The sequence below is a fragment of the Bradyrhizobium sp. BR 1432 genome, assembly GCF_051547705.1.
In the GTDB taxonomy this organism is placed as follows: domain Bacteria; phylum Pseudomonadota; class Alphaproteobacteria; order Rhizobiales; family Xanthobacteraceae; genus Bradyrhizobium; species Bradyrhizobium zhanjiangense.
Map to the genome: position 1 here is coordinate 650,312 of NZ_JBPUGF010000003.1, position 21,860 is coordinate 672,171.

The following is a 21,860-nucleotide window of genomic DNA, read 5'->3' on the forward strand; positions in this document are numbered from 1 at the left end:
CTCCGAGACGCGTACTCCATTGGCGGTAGAGAGGCTCGTTGGCGTTGAAGGCTGAAGTTGGCGCAAACTGGATTATGATTGCGGACTGGAATTTGGCGGATCAAGCGAACAGGCGCAGATGCCTCGCGCACTTTAAACGCCGGGCTTATCCAAACAGGATTGCGTAGAAGCGCTACCCCTCAGGGGAGCGTGCAGCTCGGGTCGAGTCATTAAGGGACGTCAGCGCCAGGGCATCTCCCAAAGGTTCTTGCAAAGCATTTTATCAGCGAGATTCTCGGCAATCGCCGTGAGCAACCTCTCGCCTTTCTCGCGGCTCGCCGCGCTGGGGAAACCTTGGACGCCGGCCGAAGAATAGCTCTGTGCGCTGCACCAGCGATAAATGCCACCCCCCACAAGTTCAACGACTGTAGGGCTGCAATTGACTTCCGCAAGGCGGATGCGTTCTTCGGCGACTAGTTCGGGTCGAAGCGACATGTACATCGAGGTCTCTGCTTCGCAAGCGTGCCACAGATTGTCTTGCTTCTCGAGCAAGGGCGCTATGACCTTCTCTGCAGCGTACCAATACGTGAACTGTACGATGGGCACGTTCAACTTTGGGCTGAGCTCCCCAATCGCGACACGCAGCGCACTATCATTGCCGCCATGTCCGTTAAGCACAACGATACGCCGAAAGCCCTGGCGGATGACACTCTCGAGGACGCAACGAATGAGATTAAAGAAGGTGGGAAAATCGAGTGTGACGGTGCCGCCAAGCGACATGTGATGCTCTGAAAGCCCCGTCCAGAGACAAGGCAGAACGACGACGTTGTCCTGCGCAGCAATGAGTCGAGCCGTTCTGAGCGCGACGGTCTCACCAAGCACGCTGTCTATTTCGACGGGAAGATGAGGCCCGTGCTGTTCTAGTGCCCCGACGGGGATGATGACCATAGCATCCGCCGCAGCCCTCTCTCGCAGCTCTTCCGCCCTCAGGCGCCGCCATTCAACCTCAAACATTGTCTGACCTCCTCTCCGACTTTCCCTCTCTCGCGGTCGTGGCCAGCGAAAGCGCTGCCGATTGATTAGAACACATACTCCGCATTGAAGCCGAATTTCCCTAATCAGGGGCCTCAGCAGGCCGAAACTCTGCGCCTGCCTAGACAACACCAACACTTCCATGCGTTCGGAGAGTGCGGCAATTCGGTCTTGCTTGCCGGTTTCGAAACATCGAGCGATCAGCTCAGAACCCACTACTTAGCTAAATTCAGCAGGGGTTCGTCAACGGGCAAGGTCTCGTGTATCTTATCTCGAAGTTCTCTTATATTGATCAATCGAGGAGCCCCATGAAGACACGACAACTGGGGAGTACCGGTATATCTGTTTCGCAAGCGATACTCGGTTGCGGAGAATTCGGTGGCGTCGGCGCCCGGACCCATCTCATCGGACGCGGCCTCACGCGCGAAGCATCATTCGCGTCTCTTGATGAAGCAGTTAGGCTAGGCATTAATGTTCTCGACACTGCCTATAGCTACGCTGGAGGTGCAAGCTCACGATTTATTGGTGAGTGGTTGCGGGCGCAGCCGGCCCCTGTTCGTCGCTCGGTTCATATCGCAACGAAAGTTGGAAAGGTTGTCGAGCCGAGCGGCGTTCGCGTAGACCTTTCGCCGCGTAAATATCACTGCCCAGCTCTCGCTCAGTTTGGAACAGCTGCGCCTTTCGCACGTAACATTCTGTCTCACACATGCGCCGGACGAGCGAACGCCGATCGAATCCACACTTGAGGCCTTTACAGAAGCGATCGAGTCCGGGCAGTTGTCGCATATTGGAGCTTGCAACATCGACGCCAGGCAACTTTCCGCCGCGATGGAAGCGAGCGCGCGGCTTGGGCTATCCCGATACGAATGGGTGCAGAACGAATACAATCTCCTCAACCGCGGCGATGAACGCGAGCTGTTCGCTGTCTGCGCTGAACACAGTCTCGGCTATACGCCGTACTCGCCGATCGCTGGAGGAGTCCTATCAGGCAAATACAGTCGGGGTAAGCCGCCTCCGGCTAAATCGCAACTCGCACTGCTGCCCGGTGGCACAATCTTAAACGCAACATTTGATGCGGTTGAACGCATAAGGTGCAAGGCGGCGCTGCATGATTGTAGCACCGGCGCCCTGGCGCTTGCGTGGGTCATGCATCATCCAAGCGTGACAGCGGCGGTTTGTGGCCCCGCAAAAAGGGCGGAACATCTCCAGCTTGTCCGCGAGGCGCTTGCGATTGAGCTGAACGAGGCAGAGAGAGCCGAAATCGCTGCGTGGTTCGAAGCGTCCTGACCGAAGCTCCTCGCGCGCCTTGCATCGAGGTTTGTCCGCAGCCGTGGGAGGTCTCGAACTGCTCGCCGCTATAGGAGCTCGCATGAGGCGAGATCAAGCAGAATGTCGCGCTTGAAAAACGTGCAACGTTGCGCAGGCCGAAGTCAACGGCACCTAGCCTGCCGGTCTCGACGATATGGCACCAATGGTTGTCGCTCCTGCCGGAAAATCGGCTCCCAATGTAGGAGCAGCCACGGATGATCCAAGCTAGCCTTGCTCATTATGCGGAAGAGCTGACCTTGCCCCCAAGTTTTATCCAGTCCTGAGTTCGCTCTGGCTGGTGGGTTTACCCGAATGGGCGGTGGTAGCGACGGGAGCTGGTGCGGAGCCATCGGCATAGCGCAGCGCCAGATCCCGTCGCGGGTTGCAGGTGAAGGCGAACTCCGATGGTGTTTTCCATCCGAGTTGCGAGTGAGGTCGCGTATCGTTGTAGTCGGCCGCCAATGTCCGAGTTCGACCCGGGCCTGGGCCAGCGAAGTGAACAGCGTCTCGCTCAACAATTCGTCTCGGAGGCGGCCATTGAAGCTTTCGATGAAGGCATTCTGCGTTGGCTTGCCGGGCGCGATGTAATGCCAGGCGACGCGGCTCTGATCGGCCCATGTCAAGATGGCGTTGCTGGTCAATTCGGTGCCGTTGTCGCTGACCACCATTTTGGGCTTGCCGCGCTCGATGATCAGCCGGTCCAACTCCCGAGCCACCCGGGAGCCAGACAGCGAGGTGTCGGCCATCAACGCCAGGCACTCGCGCGTGCACTCGTCGACCACGGTCAGGATGCGGAAGCGGCGGCCATCGGTAAGTTGATCCGAGACGAAGTCGAGCGAGCAGCGGTCATTCGGGGCTATCGGCACCACCATCGGTGCCCTGGTCCCGAGCGCCCGTTTGCGGCCACTACGGCGACGGACCACGAGCCTCTCTTCCCGATAGAGCCGGAACAGCTTCTTGTGGTTGACCAGATAGCTCTCCCGCTTGAGCAGAACATGCAGGCGCCGATAGCCGAAGCGACGGCGCACCTCAGCGATCGCTCTCATGCGTTGGCGTAGGGCAGCGTCATCCGCCCGGGTCGTCCGATATCTGATCGTCATGCGGCAACAGCCGATGGCTTTACACGCCCGCCGTTCGCTCATCCCGTGGGCCTCCACGAGATGCGCGACAGCTTTCCGCTTCCCCGCGGGCGTCACCATTTCTTTCCCAGGAGGTCCTTCAATGCCGCATTGTCCAGCATGGCGTCGGCCAAAAGCCGCTTCAGCCGCGTGTTCTCGTCCTCCAGCGTCCTCAGCCGCTTGGCCTCCGAGTCCTCCATCCCGCCAAACTTGGCTTTCCATTTGTAGATGCTGGCGTCACTGACGCCGTGCTTCCGGCACAGATCGGCAACCGACACGCCAGCCTCGTGCTCCTTCAAACTCCCGATGATCTGCTCTTCCGTAAAGCGGCCGCGCTTCATGCTCTAGTCCTCATATGGGCCAGAGCGAACTTCAATCTGGATTAAGTCCAGGGGGCAAGGTCAGAGCCTCGGCGAGAAGCTGGAGCTTTGCGGTGAGTTAATCAGGAGGCCAATCGTAGCCCGGCGATGTATCAAGCATCCAGGCTCGCCACGTGATTTTCCTCTTCGCCATCGGTTGCGCCGACGAGCGACGCATACGGCGGCACGCATCTAATCCGCGCTCGGTATCGGATTTAGGGCCGGCTCCTCATGTTCGTACTCATCGGCTCTGGGAATGCCGTCGCAGCCCCGCGATAGCTAGGCTAACTTTTCCGGGCGCCAAATGTCCTCTCGCCGCTCTTTTTCTCTGTAATCTACGCCAACTTAATTCTTTGCCAGCGTCCGCTCACCGCTGAAGAATCCACTCGTTCCATAGCGCGTTGTTAATTTCCAAGTTACTTTTTCCAGAGGCCTCCTTCTTTGCCCACCACGCGGGATTAAGCTCGATAGTTTTGACGAGGTTCTGGGGATAGGTTGGCAGCAGCTTCGCTCGCTCCTCAGAGATCAGATCGAAGACCTTCCTGTTCAAAGGACCGAGCAGTTGAATTTTCACAAGGGCTGCTTGACTTTCCGGTCGTGAGGCGAATTCAATGAACTTAAGCGCATTCCCGGCGTTCTTTGCCCCCTTCAAGATAGCCCAATAGCTGAAATCAGTCATTGCGCCATCCCAGACAAAATCGACAGGAGCCCCCTGTTCCTTTGCGAGTTGAAGTCGGCCAAGGGTGGCAGGGCCAATCACCGCCTCGCCGGAAATGAGTGTTTCGACCTGCATTGCTGCAGCTGTCGTCCACTTTACGACATTCGGCTTTATACGGGAGAGCGCCGCATAGGCTCGCTTGAAATCGAGCGGATAGAGCTTTTCTGGAGCAACGCCGTCAGCAAGAAGCGCGATCTCAATTGGGGGAATATTTGTATTACCCGCATCGAGAGTGCGTGGCCCAGGGAATTTCTTCACGTCCCATACGTCCGCCCAGCTTTTTGGCCCATTGGCCGTTGTGTACTTCTTCGTGTTGAAGGCGATTACCTTTGCGTATACGAAAGTTCCAACACCGGAGGGCTGAACTGCTTGTTTGGGGAAATCGGCGAACACCGACGGATCAATCGCGGTGTAATCTAGCTGCTGTAGCTGGCCTTCGCCCGACAATTGGAGATAGTCTCCAGGCAACAGATCAGCCACGTCCCACTCAGGGCTCCCCGCCTGAAGCATGGCTCGTAACTTTGACATCGTGGGGCCAGTTGCTTCGACGACCTTGATTCCTGTGGCCACCTCAAAGGGCTTGAAAATCGCTTCGCGCAAGGCATCTTGGTACGTACCTCCCCACGCGGCCACGACGACGCTGCCTTTGTCTTCGGCGCAGACTGCCGAAGACAGCCCGAACATTGCGGCAAATAGAACGACAAGAACACGGTGAAAGCGCATCCAAAGCCCCCAGTGATAATCAAGCGGTGAGGCGCGCTCAGCGCCGGGCCGCTATCTCGTTAGCACGCGGACCGTGGCGACGAGACCTCCCACTGCTTGGCCATTATCTCGATCAACCAGCGGAGTAAGATCGTAGATGGTAGGGACCGCTAAAGGATCGCGAATTTAAGCTGGCGAACGAGTAAATCCTGCAGAATGATCGCACATGCTACTGAAAACCGACGGCGACCCCTCGAAGGCGGTCGCCATTTCACGGCACTCTTAAGCACGGTAGCAGGAGACGGCGATTCTAGCCTGGCGTTTTTCCCGGCCAGCCGCTGACATCCGGACGTAGCGAGCGTGGCTTGCTCCTGGACCGCAAGTTGTTTGCTTGTGCTGGTCTGGTTTGCAGGAGAAAAGGCTGCCCAATAGAGGTTCAGAGGCAGTCCTATTGCACCTCTTCCTACGAATGCAAGAAATCGAGGATGTATCTGACGGTGAGTTCAGTTGTTGGGATAATGATTTCGTCGGAGACTCCAAATGTAGGCGTATGAACATGGGATTTGTTGCTGGGTGTACGGCTGCCGAACCAGAAATAGATAGATGGTACACAAGCGGAATAGAAGCCGAAGTCGTCACTGCCATCTGCCTGCTTTTTCCTGTCGGTGAGCGCGTTCGGGCCGACGCTCTCTTGGACAACCCGTCGGAAGCGCTTGACCATTTCTTCATCGTTGACGACGGGCGGCTCACCGGTGCGGATGATGCATTCGGCTTGCCCGCGGTGCATCGCTGCGACGCCTTCAGCCAATTCGCGCACGCGCTGCGACAGCAGCGCGCGACGCTCGGGGCTACGTGTCCTGATCGTTCCCTCCATTACGACTGATGGGCAGATGATGTTCATCGCTTCACCGCCGTGGATAGTGCCGATCGTGACGATCGCACCATCGTCGACCGGCATTTCGCGCGAGATCACTTTCTGTACTGCGTTGACGAAGGCGGCGGCGATCGCGATGGCATCGACGCCCTTGTGAGGTGCAGCGCCATGGGCCATCTTGCCCGTAATCGTGAGCCTAAAGCCGTCGGCTGCTTTCGTAACTGCACCTTCGCGCGCGCCGAACATGCCGGCGGGAATTTCCGGACTGACGTGGAAACCGACGGCTCGGTCGAAACCATCCAACAGCTTCTCTTCTTGGACTGTGCGCCCGCCAAGCGGCTCCGCCTCCTCGGCCGGCTGGAAGAATATGCGGACCTTGCCGGCAAAATTGTCGCGGAGCCGGTGGAAGGCAAGCGCAGTGCCGAGCGCAATTGAGCCGTGAACGTCGTGACCGCAGGCATGCATGACTCCGCTGACCTGCGAGCGATAGGACAGATCATCGCGCGTCTCGTGAATTGGAAGCGCATCGATGTCCCCGCGTACAGCGATCGATCTCTTCTGGCCGGAGCCCGTACCTTCGATATCGATATAGAGGCCGGTATTATGAAAAACCTTGGCGCCATTCAGTCCGAAATGCCGCAGTACCCCCGGATTCGCTCCTGCGTCTTCCATTCGGCATTCGAGAGCTCGGGCTCGCGATGCATGGCATGGCGTTCGCGGTAGGGACGCGAGTTACCTCGCGCCCCCCGCACAGAACCGTACGGGCGGCTTTCCCGCATACGGCTCCCACCTTGGGTGTGTGACGGCGAAGCGATCGCTCGGCCAAAGATGAAGGATGATTGGTTCTGGGAGCCAGTCGCTCACTAGCTGCGTCATCCGTTCCCACGTCATCCGATCCTTCTGGCTACGCCGCCGCAGCGTGCGCCGCCAGAGGTCGGTGACATGATGCCGGAAGACGGCCAGTGCATGCGCGTTGGTCGGTACGGCGTGGTAGTTGTAGTAGCCGCGGACGACCTGCCTCAGCCATTTCCCTTGTTCGGGGATCGGCCGGTGCATACGCCGTCACATCGCCTCCTTGATCTCCCGCAGCTTCGCCCGCATGCGATCCCTTCGGGTCTTCCGCTTGATCTGGAATTTGTCCGAGCGGGTTTTGCCGCAAATGAAGCTGAAGCCCAGGAAGTCGAAGGTCTCCGGCTTGCCGAGCCCGCGCCGCTTACGGCGCTTCGCCGCAAAGCGTCCGAACTCGATCAACCGGGTCTTCTCAGGATGCAACGACAGCGCAAACTCCCCCAACCGCTTGCGCATCTCGTCCAAGAAGCGCCGGGCGTCGCTCTCATGCTGGAATCCGATGATGAAGTCATCGGCGTATCGTACGATGATCATGTCGCCCGTGGCCTCGCGCCGTCGCCAGCGTGCGGCCCAGAGGTCGAGGGCAAAGTGAAGGTAGACGTTGGCAAGCAACGGTGAGATCACCGAGCCCTGTCCCGTCCCCTTGTCACTAACCGAGACGACCCCGTCTTCGAGGATGCCCGCCCTCAGCCATTTCTGGATCAGGCGGATGATGCGCCGGTCGCCGATTCGATGTTCCAGGAAGCGCACCAGCCATTCCCAGCTGATTTCGTCGAAGAACGATCGGATGTCGGCGTCCAGTATGTAGCTCACCTTCTTGCTGTGGATCCCGACGCAGAGCGCGTCCATTGCATCATGGGCGCCGCGTCCAGGTCGGAATCCGTAGCTAAACCCGAGGAAGTCTTCCTCGTAGATCGCGTTCAGCAGCGCAGCCACCGCCCGTTGGACAATCTTGTCTTCCAGCGCGGCGACCGCGAGCGGGCGCTGCCGGCCATCCGGCTTGGGGATGTAGACCCGCCGGCTCGGCAATGCCCGATACGCTCCCCGCTGGACCCGTCCATGCAAATCCTCGAGATTGCACCCAAGGTTTGCCTGGTAGTCCTTCCACGTCAGCCGATCCACGCCGGGTGCAGCATTCGCCTTGAGTTCATAGAACGCTTCTTCGAGCAGATCGATGTTGATGTGGTGGAGGAGCGCGGTGAACCTCTCCTTCTTCCTTTCTCTCGCGACTTTCCGTATGCGTTCCAGCGCCTGTGACACGCTTTCCCGACACTGCGTCCGGCGCGTGCTTTGCTGGCCCGCATTCCCCTTGGTCCCTGCCCTTTGCTCCACCGACTCCGCTGCGTAGGGCTCCCCAACAGATCGCTCCGCAGAGGGCTCCGCTTTGTTCGTCGGCTTCGTAGCTACTATGGCAGGGTCAGACTTCTCGGGTCCGTTCATCATCGGCTACGGCTCCTCACCTTCCCGACGCGGGCCGGCAACGGCAATGCCATTCCGGTCAGACCCGAGACCTCCCAGCTTCCGATGCGATCCCTTTGCACGTGATGTGGCCTTTGACCCCGGCAGGGCGTCAGCACCTCGCATAGCGGTGCCGCACATGTTGCCTTCGAGCGAATAGAAACTCTCGGCCCCTGCGACATCTGATCTTTCGTGGCTCAATCCCACACCCCATGCAATCGCTGTGTACGCTTCGCACCCACTGTCGCCAGTGGCCACGCAACACTCGCTACCAAGCGGACGCTACGCCTTACTTGGGCCGGACTTTCACCGGCTGGATCGCACCAGCTTGCGGCTGGCGCACCTATTCAATCACTGCATCGCGCTCGTCATCGGAAAGAAAACTGTTGCTGCGACTTATCAAAGGACCCCGCCTGGTCGTTCACGTCATTCGGATTTTTGGCTAACAGAGAAAGATTACTCTGCCTTGGTGCAGAAGATTGAGCGACTTCTGAGCTTATCGCGCATTCAATCGGATGATTTGGCTGCGTTGCCGCAGAACTTCATCGTAAAGCAGCCTCACAGTCCCCAAGTCTGGTCAGGTCCGAACACTTCGAGACGCGGCAACCTACTTGCTGGCACGACTTCCTGTGGTTGCGGCGAATGCTCGTACATACACGTCGCGCAGGTAGTATGCCTTCCGAGGTCAAACGCAAACTCGGCCGAACCTACCGTCGGCGAAATTGCGGCTGTTCTTCCTGTTAAAGCCCTCTCCGGCCTACATAGGCGGCCAGGTCACTACCCAAGCTTACTGCGCCCTCGGAGCGGAGCGATCGATCAAAACCGGCCAAGGAGTGCGGAACCCAATGTTTATATTCATATTTCTGGTAATTGCTCTTCGCTCCAGAAGCCTTCCATAATCGTGCATCAGGAAATATCTGGTGATCGAAGCAGCTTTGCCGTAAAGCTCCTTGCGCCCGCCGCAAAGTCCTCAGCACAAAATTATCCTATCCCCGCCCCGTTGAAATGTCCCGAGCATTCAGGATATTGATATCACGGAGATATTTGCGTCGCACTTTCCGGCCCTTTGGCTCGATTTCTGCATTAAGCTGAAGTTTTGCGGCGGAATTCACCAGGGGGACTCCAGGCTAGATATGCAATACGATCGAATAGACGCCCGCATCCTCGAGATCGTACAGAAAAATAACCGCCTCACTTCTGACGTGATCGGCGAACTTGCGGGGCTTTCTGCTACCGCGTGCCAAAGGCGGCTGAAGAGACTTCGATCGGAAGGCATTATTGAGGCCGACGTCTCAATCGTTTCGCCGAAGGCGGTGGGAAATCCTATTCAGATGCTCGTGCTGGTTAGCTTGGAGCGGGAGCGTTCGGACATCATCGACAGATTCAAGAAGGCGATCAAATCGTCGGTTGAAGTCGTCAACGGATTTTACGTCACCGGAGACGCTGACTTTGTCCTATACGTCACCTCCCGCAGCATGGAAGACTACGAGCAATTTACCCGTCGAATTCTTCTATGAGAATCCAGACATCAAGGCGGTAAAGACGATGGTTATAATGGACCGCGTTAAGGCTGGCTTTGCGATCCCGATTGAGGCGCCATCGGAAGATTGATGCGAGCTGGCGGTCCAAACAATGGCGCCGTCGTCATCTCCTCGCGGTGAGCACGCGTCAGAGAAGCTTGCCGCCGGACCTAGGACCGATCGGCGGTAGGTCCTAGGAAACAAGTTGCCAGAGAGCATTCTCTCCGTCCTTCCGACTTGCAGTGGCTGCGGATTGCTGCGGCTCGGTATTCGACGAAAATGGCTGGATCGCTACGCGAGACAGCAGTTCCTCTAGCGGTGTTCCTCGCGCTGGGGATGCGATCGCGGGTCGGGCTCGATTGAGAGCCTTCGCCAAATTGTGCGGCGCTCTGCCGAAACGGGCTGATCGCGTTGATGCCATCGACCCAACTTAGTTAGGTTCTTGACCACTATCAGCTATGAGCACACGGACAGCCGAAAAGGCTCTTTGCTATCGGTGTTCGTGCTTCGGGGCGTCGAAGCGCGACCAGCCACAATCCAAGGCTCCCTCAGGTACCCGAGTTAGTGGATGGGTTGGTTTTGGCACAACCTACCTCCGAACCGTCTCCAAGCCGTCTTAGCTCAAAATGACGGCTCTCGCCCGGACTCTCCAATCCGCTCAGCCACTAAAGACAACAGTCTTCTTGCCGTTCAAGACGACGCGGTCCTCGAGGTGATGGCGCACAGCCCGTGCGAGAACGCGCCGTTCTATATCACGTCCTTTGCGGACGAGATCGTCGGGAGCGTCATGATGTGAAATCCGTTCAACATCTTGTTCAATGATCGGTCCTTCGTCCAGATCCGAGGTCACATAATGTGCTGTCGCGCCGATCAATTTGACGCCCCGCTCATATGCTTGATGATAGGGCTTGGCGCCTTTGAAGCCCGGCAAAAACGAATGGTGAATGTTAATGCAGCGTCCGGACAGCTTGGCCGAAAAGCCATCCGAGAGGATCTGCATGTAGCGCGCGAGCACAACCAGATCCGTATTGGTCTCTTGCACGAGCTCCCAAATGCGCGCCTCTTGCTCCATCTTCGTCTGTTTGGTGACAGGAAAATGATAAAATGGCAGTTCGCCGAGATCCGTGGAGGCCAAATGCTCGCGACCATGATTAGAAACGATCGCCGTCACCTCCATCGGAAGCTCGCCGATCCGCCAGCGATAAAGCAAATCGGCCAGGCAATGGTCGAATTTCGACACCAGCAGCATCACACGTTTTTTTGCGGAACTCTGCCGCAAAGTGAACGTCATGGCGAACCGGCTTGCGAGTTTCTCGATTGAGGCAGCAATGTCCGCTTCTGATTTTGCGTGTTCGAGACGAACGAACACGAGGCGCATGAAGAGGTGACCGGCCTCCGTGTCGTCGAACTGCTGAGCATCGAGAATGTTACAATCAGCTTCAAACAGCAGGCTTGAGACGGCCGATACGATGCCCGGACGATCAGGGCAGGAAAAGGCGAGAATCAAAGAACAATCAGACATTGTAATGAGCGCCTGATGGCGGCTCCTGGTGAGAGGCGTTGAGGAAGGACGGAGGAAACAATCAAGCCTTAGCTCGGAGAAGCTCCGGGGCAATGATGTCTTCGAGCTTGCGCCATTCGCCCTTCACTCGCGTGCGATTCACATCATAGAAGGCGCGAAGTGATGCGATCGCCGGATGCCGTTCGCCGGCGATCTCTATTTCAAAAGCTCCCTTCGCCAGCCAATCCGCACTGACCCCAGTCTCGCAGTGCAGATAGCCCATACCAACACCGCAGCCTAAAGTATGACCGAAGCCCGCGGAGCGCAGGTAGCCAACGAGCGATCCATTGCGCCAGACCGGCTCTGTTCCGAACATGAGCGGCAGTGCCCCCGGCGCGGCCAACTGCACAAGGCGCCGCCGCGGGGTTTGGCCGCGCTGCGATTCGAGAACCGATCGGCCGATGAAATCGGCACTTTTGTTCCAAGCGATTGTGAACCCAAGCCCCGCCTCGAGCGGCGTATCTTCGTCACTCACGTCAGCACCCCAGTCGCGGTAACCGGCTTCGAGGCGCAGCGTGTTCAGCGCTACATAACCGGCATTGCGCACATCGAGATCGCGCCCTGCAGCAACAAGTGCATCGTAGACATTCAGCGCCTGCTCAGCCGGGATGTGCAACTCCCACCCGAGTTCTCCTACGAAGGTCATGCGGAAGGCGAGCGCCATGCCGTAACCGATCTCGATTTCTCGGGTGGTCGCGAACGGAAATGCTGCCTCAGAGAAATCTGCCGGACTCACTCGCATCAGCAGCTCTCTGGAACGCGGTCCCATGACGGAAAGGCAAGCGTAGCCTGACGATACGTCGGTGACGAAGACGTGTCCCGCACCTTTCGCATGCATACGCAGCCAGGCGAGATCGCGAACGCGCTGGACGGCAGCAGTGACCACCAGGAATTCATGACCGCCCGTCCGCGCGATCGTGACATCAAATTCCATACCGCCGCGCTCGTTGAGCCATGGCGTGTACACGATTCGACCAATTGGAACGTCGACGTCGTTGGTCGAGAGGCGCTGAAGAAAGGACAGCGCATCGCGACCCTGCACGAGCAAATGGGCAAATGAGGTTTGGTCGAACAGCGCAACCCCGGACCGGGTTGCTTCATGTTCGGCGCCGCTCGCCTTGAACCAACCGTCCCGACCAAATGTGGCGTGCCCGTACGCCCGAGCGTCAGCTGGCCCAAACCATTGCGCCCGCTCCCAGCCTGCAGCCTCTCCAAAAGTCGCACCAGCCGCCGCGAGCCGATGGTGCAGCGGCGAGACCCGCACGTTTCGAGCCGTCGCTGGTGACTTGTGAGGCCAATGTAGAGCGTAGAGGAGCCCAACTGCTTCGCCGGTCCGGTCATGCAAATATCGCCGATTGCGCTGGAATGGCATGGCGCGTCGCACGTCCATTTCCCAATAGTCGCTGGCCGGCGTACCCGTCGACATCCACTCGGCCATGACTTTGCCAGCGCCGCCAGAAAACTCGATGCCGCACGAATTGAAGCCGGAAGCCACATAGAGGCCCGCAATGTCAGGTGCAGGCCCCGACAAGAATCGATTGTCAGGCGTAAAGCTTTCCGGCCCATTGAAGTTCAGTTGCAGACCCACGTTGGCCAGCGCTGGCAGACGTCGCATGGCGTTGACGAGGTGAGGCTCAATGTGGTCGAGATCGTCGGGCAACGACTCGAAACTGAAGTCGCGCGGAATTCCCGCCATACCCCAAGGCTTGCCTTTAGGTTCGAAGAAACCCACCAGCAATTTGCCCGCGTCCTCCTTTGCATACATACACGCATCAAGGTCGCGCAGCGTGGGCGTATCAGGCGCCAAACCCGGCATGGACTCTGTAACAACATAGAAGTGCTCTGCCGCGTGCAGCGGTACCGTCCAATTGAGGTCGGCAGCCAGCGACCGCGTCCACATCCCCGCGCAGATGACGACCTTTTCCGCTCGCACAATTCCGTCCGCCGTCTCGACGCCGGCGACTCGTCCGTTTTCGAGCAGGATGCGCGTCACCGGCGTTTGTTCGAGTATTTTCGCTCCGCCCTGCCGCGCACCGGCCGCAAATGCGCGCGCCGTATCTACCGGATTTGTTTTTCCGTCTGAGGCGATCCATGCCGCGCCGAGCACATCAGCCACGTCAAGCATCGGCACCCGTCGCTTTGCTTCGGCAGCATCGATAATCTCGACGTCGAGACCGAAGGAACGCCCCATGGACGCACCCCGCTTGAGCTCCTCGAGCCTCTCAGGTGTCGCCGCGACGGTGATCGACCCACATTGCCGGAAGCCGGTGGATTGGCCCGTCAGCTCCTCAAGCTCTTGGAACAGCCCAGCTGTATACTGGGCGAGCTTCGCCATGTTCTCGCTGGCTCGAAGCTGAGTGACCAAGCCAGCCGCGTGCCAAGTCGTACCGCAGGTGAGCTGGTCGCGCTCAAGCAGCAGAACATCGCGATGCCCGAGCCGCGTGAGGTGATAAGCGACGGACAATCCGATGATGCCGCCGCCGACAATGACGTATTCCGCATGGGATGGAAGTTTGGTGTGCATTCAACGGCTCAGAAAAAATGGCTGCAGACCGGGTCAGGCGCAGCCTAGGGACAGTGATGGATACGTTTTCGAGGTTGGAGCGTGTGGCGTCCTGCGATGCAGGATTTGGTATCCGCTGTGAACTCACAAGCTCCCGACGCGGCATCGAGCGCCTTGGTGAGATTGCGATTCGGTCCTACTGTCTCTTGTCAGCGCATCGCACGCGACAGGACGCTAGGTGTACGGAATGGTGTAAATAGGTCTCCTTCTGCGTGTCTTGTCCTGGAAACGCCCCATGTCTTGAGGGAGATAGTAGGGCGTCGCCGATACTGAATTCGACTGATGTGAGCCTCCATGAAACAGAAATCCTGCGCCATATCGAGAAAACGATCATTTTTGCGGCGTCGGCATCTTTCACCCTCGGCTGATGGAGCTTTGGACGGATCGACCCGCTACAAGGGGAAGCAGGGCGCTCACGCGGAATGCGAGTTAGACGCTCCGACTGCCCCCAGCTTCAGCAAGCTGGTGTGCCTGTTGCCTCCTTGCAGGTTTGCCGAACTCAATCCCTGAAGTTCCACTGCAGGATCTCATTGCGTTCGGTCGCTTGCTTCACGCGTGAGCGCCGCGTTGCGAATTGATCGCGGCTGAGCACGACCTGGATGAGAGTTCGCTTTTCACAGCAATCTTGGTTTGGAACGATCGATGGCTAGCCGTACCGATCTGATGGACCAGTTCACTCGGCGGCATTACGCGCATGTGATAAGCGGGTCCTGAGCTTGGCGCGCAAGACAAGGATACAATGCAATACTACGGCCCATACCGCCGCAAAGCGCCTGTTCCGCGGTCCCATAGGATTGGTCCGGGTACTCGGCTGGAATGGCCGTTAACAGCCTTGCGTTAAGTATCGCTGATAGCCTCTAACTTGCCGCCTGAAGATCGACGGCCCGATCTTTCTCTCTGTGGCAGAATGACCGAGCTTGATCGCCCTCGTGATCAGCAGACAACTGCAAACCCCGGCGCGCGACCGCCGCATTCACGGTATTTGCGAGCAAGTACGCGACCGTCATCGGCCCGACGCCGCCAGGTACCGGAGTGATGTAGCTGGCTCGCTCGGTCGCTTCTGCGAACGCGACATCTCCTACCAATTTGGCTGCCCCCGTCGAATCGATCGCGCGATTGATGCCGACATCAATGACGATCGCGCCTGGCTTCAGCCAATCGCCCCGAACGAGTCCCGCAGAACCGGCGGCTGACACAACAATGTCCGCCTTGCGGCAGAGGTCTGGGAGGTTTCGCGTCTGTAGCTGCGCGCCTGTGACGGTACATCCAGCATCGCCTAGCAGAACCGCAAGAGGCTTTCCAACGATGTTCGAACGGCCAATGACAACAACATCGAGACCGTTCAAATCGCGCGCGACGGTCTTGATGAGATGAACAACTCCAAGTGGCGTAGAAGGCACAAGAGCTGGTCGTCCTGCCGCCAATCTTCCAACATTGTATGGATGAAACCCGTCAACATCTTTTGAGGGATTGATGGCCTCTAGCACACGCCAACGATCGATGTGCCCAGGCAGCGGGAGCTGAACTAGGATGCCATCGATAGACTCATCTCCGTTGAGCTCCTCGATTAACCTCAAGAGCTCGGTTTCGCCGACGTCACCCGGCAGCAGAAACTGTTGAGATTTGAATCCCACGGCCTGCGCATATCTGGCTTTTGTCGTAACGTAGACCGCACTCGCAGGATCGTTGCCGACTAAGGCCTGTTTACAGACAGGATTCCCAAATCAGTAGAAAATTGATTCAAGGCTGAAAATTGGAGATCAGCCTTGATTCGATTGATGTTGAGCGATGCGCAGTGGGAGCGGATTGCGCCGGAATTGTCTGGCAAAGCCGGTGATCCCGGCGGCACCGGGCGTAACAACCGGCTCTTTATCGAAGCAGTTCTTTGGATTGCGCGCACGGGCTCGCCGTGGCGAGATCTGCCGGAAGCGTTCGGCAAGTGGTTCACAGTGTATACGCGCTTCTGGCGCTGGGCGCAGAAGGGGGTCTGGGAGCGGGTCTTCAAAGCTCTCTGTGACGATCCCGATTTCGAATATGTCCTGATCGACGGCACACTCGTCCGGGTCCACCAACATGGCACCGGGGCAAAAGGGGGACTCAAAATCAGGCCATAGGCCGCTCGCGTGGTGGCCTGACTACCAAAATCATGGCTCTGGTCGACGCACTCGGCAATCTCATTCGCTTCGTCCTGCTGCCCGGCCAGCGTCACGACAGCATTGGCGTCGAGCCTTTGATCACTGGCCTCGATTTTGAAGCGCTGATCGGCGACAAGGCCTTCGATAATAACTGGCTGCGCGCCAATCTGAACCAACGCGGCGCCGCAGCGGTCATCCCGTCCAAGGCCGACCGCGCCGGGCGCATCCCGCACGACGCCGAAATGTACAAATGGCGCCACCTGGTCGAGAACTTCTTCTGCCAGCTCAAGGCATTCCGCCGCATCGCAACTCGCTACGAAAAGACAGACGCCTGCTTTGCCGGCCTCCTCAATCTCGTCGCGGCTTTCCTCGCAAACTAGCGACTGTAAACAGGCCTTAGGACAACAGCCAACCCCGGGGTAACGTTGCGTTGACCTTTAAGCAACGCAACATCGCGCGCGACGCGGGCTCGAACGCGCTCGGCAATCGCCTTTCCATCGATTGGGATAGCAGTCATTTCTGATTCCTGACCATTAGTTTGGTCCACGACAAGGGCCCAGCATTCATGGCCGTACAGTTCGATACGACCGTCGACTTACACGGCCTGACCATTCCATCCGCGATAACGGCCACGGCAATAGACCGGCCAGACCTTTTTGCTTTCTGGAGCGGTCGCTCTCGGCGTCCAGCAGCCGCTCTAAGCGTCCCGGTAGCGCAGACAGAGCTCCGCTTGCGCGAACTTAAAAGGGGGCCAGCGACAGGCCCCCCTGAGAGTTCGGCGTCCATGCGATCCGCACTCACGCAATCGCCGTTTCCTTTGCGAGTTCGTCCATGACTTGCTTGGTCGCCTGGTAGGCGAGGTCGACAATTTCATCTATCTCGCTCTCGGACACGACGAGGGGAGGAGCGAAACCAAGAATGTCACCATGCGGCATTGCTCGCGCAATAAGCCCGCGGTCACGAGCAGTCTTGGAAATACGCGCGCCGACCTTCAGCTGCGGATCAAATCGCCGCTTCGTGTGGCGATCTGCGACAAACTCGACCGCACTAAGCAGGCCTACGCCGCGCACTTCGCCAACAATTTCCAGCTGTGAAAATCGCTCCTTGAGACGCTTTTGGAAGTACGAACCGACGATCCGCGCGCGATCGCTAAGCCGCTCCTTCTCAACGATATCAAGGACTGCGTTGGCGGCAGCGGCGGCGATCGGATGACCTGAGTAGGTATATCCGTGCGAGAATGCGCCGATCCGATCAGCGGCCTCCTCTATGACTGCGTAGACTTTCTCGCCAACAATGGCTCCTGAGAGCGGCACGTATCCAGACGTCAGACCTTTGGCGACTGTCACCAAATCTGGCTCGATTCCATACAGGGTGCTGCCGAAGTCGGCGCCGGTTCGGCCGAACCCACAAATCACCTCGTCTGCGATCAGAAGAACATCGTAGCGCCTGAGCACGGCCTGAATCTCACGCCAGTAGCCCGTCGGAGGCGGCGTGATACCTCCCGTACCAAGTACCGGCTCCGCAATGAATGCGCCGATTGTTTCCGGTCCTTCTTGCACGATAAGCTTTTCGAGCTCGGCTCCACGACGGCGAGAAAACGCCTCCTCCGTCTCACCCGGCTCAGCACCCCAATAATGGTGTGGCGCGCCTGTATGCAGAACGCCCGCATAAGGAAGGTCCATGTGATCATGATAGAACGACATCCCAGTCATCGAGCCGGAGATCACCGAACTGCCGTGATATCCGCGCTCACGCGAGATGATCTTCTTTTTCTTAGGCTGCCCCCGTAGGTTATTGTAATACCAGACGAGCTTAGCTTGGGTTTCGTTGGCATCTGAGCCTGACAGCCCATAAAATACCTTGCTAGGCTTGCCCGGGGCCATTCGTACGAGACGATGCGAAAGGGTCACAAGCTCTTCGGTCGTGTGAGCTGCATACGTATGGTAATATGCCAGCTTATGGGCCTGCCGCGCGATCGCCTCGGCCACTTCCGTGCGGCCATATCCAATGTTCACGCAGTAAAGGCCAGCAAAGCCGTCGAGGTAGCTGCGTCCCGTCGCATCCTGGATGCGGACGCCCTTACCTCCAGCGACGATGGTTGGATCACCGAGCTTGCCGCTAGCAAAATCCTTGAGCTGCGTGAAAGGATGCAGAACACTGGAGCGATCTCGCTCTGCAATGGTTTTGATGTCGATCATGCCAACTCTCCTAGGCCGCCAAATCGCCGAAGCAGACGTATTTCATTTCCATGTATTCCGCCAAACCGTGTCGCGAACCCTCGCGACCGAGCCCCGACTGCTTCCATCCGCCGAATGGGATCGGCGGTCCCGTAAACGAAGCAGTATTGACGCCGACCATCCCACACTCGATCCGCTCAGACACCCGAAGGGCTCGACGCAAGCTATCCGTATAGACATATCCGGCGAGGCCCATTTCACTCGCATTGGCGCGAGCGATAACCTCCTCTTCCGTATCAAAGGGAAGGACTGCAGCGACGGGGCCGAACGTCTCCTCCTTGGTGATGAGCATATCTTCCGTAACGTCCCAGAGCAGGGTCGGAACAACAAAGCGCGGACCCAGACCGGCGTTTTGATTGGCGGATGTTGCGCGGGCTCCCCTTGTCACTGCATCATCGATTTGAGCCCTGCACTTTTCGGCAACCGACAACTTGGTCATTGGGCCGATGTCTGTTGCAGGCTCCAGACCATGACCGACCTTGAGCTGCGCAATTGCCGCAGCAAACGCCTTGACGAAGGCATCATAGATGCCCCTCTGGACGTAGATTCGGTTGGCCGCCAAACAGTCCTGGCCAGAGGTCGCAAATTTTGCGACCATCGCGCCTTTGACCACCTTGTCGAGATCAACATCATCGAAGACGATGAAGGGCGCATGCCCCCCCAGTTCGAGCGACACTTTCTTTACCGTTTTGGCCGAACTTTCCAGAAGCAGACGGCCAACTTCGGTAGAACCCGTGAACGAAAGAGCCCGAATTCTGGGATCCCGCAACAGGGGCGCCGCTAGCTCGACTGGATCGCCGACCACAACTTGAAACGCGCCTGCAGGAACTCCCGCTTCTTCAGCCAACCTGGCCAAGGCAAGCGCAGAGAGCGGCGTCTCAGGAGCAGGCTTCACAATCATGGGACAGCCAGCCGCAAGAGCGGCCCCCGCTTTTCTGGTGATCATGGCCACGGGGAAATTCCACGGAGTAATGGCTGCAGCAATCCCGATCGGCAGCATCCGGACGTGCAACAGACTGTCGGGCTTGTGGCTGGGGATCGTCTCTCCATAGGCACGCTCGCCCTCTGCAGCAAACCACTCGAGAAATCCCGCCCCATATGAAATCTCGTGGCGCGCTTCAGCGAGCGGCTTACCTTGCTCGCTCGTTACAAGGATGGATAACTCCTCCGAGTGCTCACGCATCAACGACGCCCAGGATCTGAGAATGGCGCCACGTTTCGCCGGCAACAATCCACGCCAAGCAGAAAACGAGCGCTCAGCTGCCGCGATGGCCGAATTCATATCGACGGCATCACACCGAGCAACATCGGCGATTTCCTCCCCAGTAGCTGGATCGACCACGACGTCCCGCAGCTCGCGCGCGATCCAACGACCGTCGATGAGCGCGGATCCGGCGACAAAATCGCGGCGACTCAAACTTTGCAGGTGCGAGGCAGCAACACCGACAGGCGACGTCTTGTGGTGAATAGTCTGAAAAGCCATATGGACGTCCACGCAGTCATTTGTTGAATTTGCCGGTGCATTGAGGATACTAATGTCGCGAGGATATTGCGTTGCATTTTCCTGCTGTCTCGACGATTTCCTGCAATGCGTCGACGTTTCGCGAAGGAAATGCACCTGAAGGCTGAACCAGTATGCAATATGATCGAATTGACGCCCGTATCCTGGATATTGTGCAAAGGAACAACCGGCTAACCTCAGACGTGATCGGCGAAATGACCGGACTTTCCGCCACCGCGTGTCAACGGCGACTGAAGCGACTTCGCTCGCGAGGTATCATCGAGGCCGACGTCTCGCTCGTTTCTGCGAAGGCGGTAGGACGGCCTATCCAGATGCTTGTGCTGGTGAACCTGGAGAGGGAGCGCTCAGATATTATCGATAAGTTCAAGAAGGCCATTAAATCGTCGGCTGAAGTCGTAAATGGATTTTACGTAACTGGAGATGCCGACTTCCTCCTCTACATCACAGCACGCAGCATGGAGGATTACGAGCAGTTCACCCGACAGTTCTTCTATGGGAACCTGGATATCAAAGGCTTCAAGACAATGGTCATAATGGACCGCGTTAAGACAGGCTTCGCCGTTCCAATTAAGGGTCTGTCAGAGGATTGATGTGCTGTCCCGCGAAAGAGCTGCTCAATGCCGGTCGCGCATGGACAATCAAGGCTGTCCATCGATAGGTAGTGAGAAGCCGCATGGTCGCAGCGGCTGCCAGGAGAAGCTCGCTACATCAACGTCCATCTCGATGTCCACGTTTTAAGGGCCCGTCGAGCCGAGGCTAAGAGGCTTCAAGAGATCTGTTAAAAAAAGGGGCCACTCCAAGGAGCGGCCCGTCAAGTCTGGGAGGAAAGCCCCCTAGGTAGCCTCTGGGGATCAGGCAGCAGCCTGATCGATTGGTGAAAATGGTAGATCGAGGCTCTCGGCAACGGCTTTGTAGGTCAGACGGCTGCGGTAAAAATTGAGGCATGCGCGCAAATGGGGATTCTCGAGCACAGCTGCGAATCCCTTGTTGGCGCGAGCCAGGCCAAATGGCGTGATGGAGTTGTTCAGGGCATGGCTCGAGGTGAGCGGAACAGCCCGGGCATATTGGCGACGCAATAATGGATAACGTCGTTTACGACGTAAGTTGGATCTGCGGGCGTCGTCGGACGCGAGGTCTCGAAACATCCGCCCTGATCGATGGCGACATCCACGATCACAGAAGCTTTACGCATCGAGCCGAACATGTCCCCGGCTGACAAGCTTTGGCGCGCTCGCCCCTGCAAGGAGCACCGCGCCGATGACAACATCCGCGGCAAATACCTCCTCCTCAGCAGCGGCAATTGTCGAGAACCTCGTACGAACGCGCCCTCGAGCAGTTCATCAAGCTCGCGAAGCCGGGGTATCGAGCGTCGAGGATCGTAACCTCTGCACCCAAGCTTACGGCCATTCGTGCCGCATGTGTCCCGAGTACGCCACCTCTAATCACGACGATGCGAGCTGGCTGGACACCCGGCACCCGCCAATTAACAGACCCCGACCGCCCACATACCGCTTGAGGGCCGCACCGGCTGCCTCGATCGAAAGGCGGCCCGCAACCTCACTCATCGGCGCGAGCAGCGGAAGGCCGCCGTGTGCATCCGTGACCGTCTCGTAAGCAATGGCGGTGGACCCGACTTAATGAGGCTTTCGCCTACTCCGGATCTGGGGCCAGATGAAGATTCTGTAAAGAGGATCTGGTTCTCTCGCAGCTGAATCCACTCTGACGGCTGCGATTCCTTGACCTTTGCGATCATCTCGATTGATGCAAGCACCTCGCGAGCGGAGTCCACTAGTCGCGCCAGCCTTACGATAATCGTCATCCGTAACGCCACTGCCAACACCCGCGCTGCTCTCCACCAATATGCTGTGGCCGTCAGCCACGTATTCGCGCACGGCGCCAGGCGTCAAGCCCACGCGATATTAGTG

At 58.0% G+C, this 21,860-nt stretch carries 13 protein-coding genes and 4 pseudogenes; 5 read left to right on the top strand and 12 right to left on the bottom strand.

The window, feature by feature from the left end; translation table 11 throughout:
- Positions 1-219 precede the first annotated feature (219 nt).
- Positions 220-993 (bottom strand): creatininase family protein, encoded by a 774-nt coding sequence (locus ACSKB8_RS03255; protein ID WP_438102458.1) that lies wholly within the window; start codon positions 991-993, stop codon positions 220-222.
- Positions 994-1,319: 326 nt separating this feature from the next.
- Between ACSKB8_RS03255 and ACSKB8_RS03260 the strand changes: the two genes are divergently transcribed.
- Both ACSKB8_RS03260 and ACSKB8_RS03265 read left to right on the top strand, forming a co-directional pair.
- Positions 1,320-1,757, top strand: coding sequence for an aldo/keto reductase (locus tag ACSKB8_RS03260; RefSeq protein ID WP_438102459.1), 438 nt, complete (start codon positions 1,320-1,322; stop codon positions 1,755-1,757).
- Positions 1,651-2,298 (top strand): aldo/keto reductase, encoded by a 648-nt coding sequence (locus ACSKB8_RS03265; protein WP_438110368.1) that lies wholly within the window; start codon positions 1,651-1,653, stop codon positions 2,296-2,298. Before ACSKB8_RS03260 ends, ACSKB8_RS03265 begins: the two co-directional genes overlap by 107 nt.
- 291 nt (positions 2,299-2,589) lie before the next feature.
- On the opposite strand, the pseudogene ACSKB8_RS03270 reads toward ACSKB8_RS03265, so the two are convergent.
- From ACSKB8_RS03270 to ltrA, 4 genes and pseudogenes are all read right to left on the bottom strand, one after another.
- A pseudogene (locus ACSKB8_RS03270) lies at positions 2,590-3,778 on the bottom strand (IS3 family transposase).
- Between the two features lie 385 nt (positions 3,779-4,163).
- The gene (locus tag ACSKB8_RS03275; protein ID WP_438102461.1) at positions 4,164-5,237 is read right to left on the bottom strand and encodes an ABC transporter substrate-binding protein; all 1,074 of its coding nucleotides are present in this window, start codon (positions 5,235-5,237) and stop codon (positions 4,164-4,166) included.
- A 442-nt stretch (positions 5,238-5,679) separates the two neighbouring features.
- Complete coding sequence (locus tag ACSKB8_RS03280; RefSeq protein ID WP_438102462.1) at positions 5,680-6,762, bottom strand: M20 metallopeptidase family protein; 1,083 nt, start codon at positions 6,760-6,762, stop codon at positions 5,680-5,682.
- Positions 6,763-7,152: 390 nt separating this feature from the next.
- A complete protein-coding gene (ltrA, locus tag ACSKB8_RS03285; RefSeq protein ID WP_438102463.1) occupies positions 7,153-8,382 on the bottom strand; it encodes a group II intron reverse transcriptase/maturase in 1,230 nt (409 codons plus the stop codon).
- Between the two features lie 1,148 nt (positions 8,383-9,530).
- Here ltrA and ACSKB8_RS03290 point away from each other — a divergent pair.
- Positions 9,531-10,008: pseudogene (locus tag ACSKB8_RS03290) on the top strand (Lrp/AsnC family transcriptional regulator).
- A gap of 567 nt (positions 10,009-10,575) precedes the next feature.
- On the opposite strand, the gene purU reads toward ACSKB8_RS03290, so the two are convergent.
- The 4 genes and pseudogenes from purU to ACSKB8_RS03310 form a co-directional block, all read right to left on the bottom strand.
- A complete protein-coding gene (gene purU / locus ACSKB8_RS03295; RefSeq protein ID WP_438102465.1) occupies positions 10,576-11,439 on the bottom strand; it encodes a formyltetrahydrofolate deformylase in 864 nt (287 codons plus the stop codon).
- Between the two features lie 61 nt (positions 11,440-11,500).
- Complete coding sequence (locus tag ACSKB8_RS03300) at positions 11,501-14,002, bottom strand: GcvT family protein (protein WP_438102466.1); 2,502 nt, start codon at positions 14,000-14,002, stop codon at positions 11,501-11,503.
- Between the two features lie 896 nt (positions 14,003-14,898).
- Entirely contained in the window at positions 14,899-15,528 is a 630-nt protein-coding gene (locus ACSKB8_RS03305; protein ID WP_438110370.1) for a bifunctional 5,10-methylenetetrahydrofolate dehydrogenase/5,10-methenyltetrahydrofolate cyclohydrolase, read from the bottom strand.
- Positions 15,505-15,726: pseudogene (locus ACSKB8_RS03310) on the bottom strand (tetrahydrofolate dehydrogenase/cyclohydrolase catalytic domain-containing protein); the annotation flags it as partial. The gene ACSKB8_RS03305 and the pseudogene ACSKB8_RS03310, both read right to left, overlap by 24 nt.
- A gap of 81 nt (positions 15,727-15,807) precedes the next feature.
- On the opposite strand from ACSKB8_RS03310, the gene ACSKB8_RS03315 reads away from it, so the two are divergent.
- A protein-coding gene (locus ACSKB8_RS03315) for an IS5 family transposase (RefSeq protein WP_438102468.1) occupies positions 15,808-16,556 on the top strand; the annotation gives its coding sequence in 2 pieces (ribosomal slippage) (positions 15,808-16,138 and positions 16,138-16,556; 750 coding nt in all).
- Between the two features lie 417 nt (positions 16,557-16,973).
- On the opposite strand, the gene ACSKB8_RS03320 is transcribed toward ACSKB8_RS03315, so the two are convergent.
- A complete protein-coding gene (locus ACSKB8_RS03320; protein ID WP_438102470.1) occupies positions 16,974-18,374 on the bottom strand; it encodes an aminotransferase in 1,401 nt (466 codons plus the stop codon).
- Positions 18,375-18,384: 10 nt separating this feature from the next.
- Positions 18,385-19,896, bottom strand: coding sequence for an NAD-dependent succinate-semialdehyde dehydrogenase (locus tag ACSKB8_RS03325; RefSeq protein WP_438102471.1), 1,512 nt, complete (start codon positions 19,894-19,896; stop codon positions 18,385-18,387).
- A gap of 152 nt (positions 19,897-20,048) precedes the next feature.
- On the opposite strand from ACSKB8_RS03325, the gene ACSKB8_RS03330 reads away from it, so the two are divergent.
- A complete protein-coding gene (locus tag ACSKB8_RS03330; protein ID WP_438102473.1) occupies positions 20,049-20,525 on the top strand; it encodes an Lrp/AsnC family transcriptional regulator in 477 nt (158 codons plus the stop codon).
- Between the two features lie 261 nt (positions 20,526-20,786).
- On the opposite strand, the pseudogene ald reads toward ACSKB8_RS03330, so the two are convergent.
- Positions 20,787-21,848: pseudogene (ald, locus tag ACSKB8_RS03335) on the bottom strand (alanine dehydrogenase).
- Positions 21,849-21,860: the final 12 nt, after the last annotated feature.

Excerpts from the sequence above, each read along its gene's own strand:
- ACSKB8_RS03255 (WP_438102458.1), bottom strand. The coding sequence starts at position 993 with ATGTTTGAGGTTGAATGGCGGCGCCTGAGGGCGGAAGAGCTGCGAGAG.
- ACSKB8_RS03260 (WP_438102459.1), top strand. The coding sequence starts at position 1,320 with ATGAAGACACGACAACTGGGGAGTACCGGTATATCTGTTTCGCAAGCG.
- ACSKB8_RS03275 (WP_438102461.1), bottom strand. The coding sequence starts at position 5,237 with ATGCGCTTTCACCGTGTTCTTGTCGTTCTATTTGCCGCAATGTTCGGG.
- ACSKB8_RS03280 (WP_438102462.1), bottom strand. The coding sequence starts at position 6,762 with ATGGAAGACGCAGGAGCGAATCCGGGGGTACTGCGGCATTTCGGACTG.
- ltrA (WP_438102463.1), bottom strand. The coding sequence starts at position 8,382 with ATGATGAACGGACCCGAGAAGTCTGACCCTGCCATAGTAGCTACGAAG.
- purU (WP_438102465.1), bottom strand. The coding sequence starts at position 11,439 with ATGTCTGATTGTTCTTTGATTCTCGCCTTTTCCTGCCCTGATCGTCCG.
- ACSKB8_RS03300 (WP_438102466.1), bottom strand. The coding sequence starts at position 14,002 with ATGCACACCAAACTTCCATCCCATGCGGAATACGTCATTGTCGGCGGC.
- ACSKB8_RS03320 (WP_438102470.1), bottom strand. The coding sequence starts at position 18,374 with ATGATCGACATCAAAACCATTGCAGAGCGAGATCGCTCCAGTGTTCTG.
- ACSKB8_RS03325 (WP_438102471.1), bottom strand. The coding sequence starts at position 19,896 with ATGGCTTTTCAGACTATTCACCACAAGACGTCGCCTGTCGGTGTTGCT.
- ACSKB8_RS03330 (WP_438102473.1), top strand. The coding sequence starts at position 20,049 with ATGCAATATGATCGAATTGACGCCCGTATCCTGGATATTGTGCAAAGG.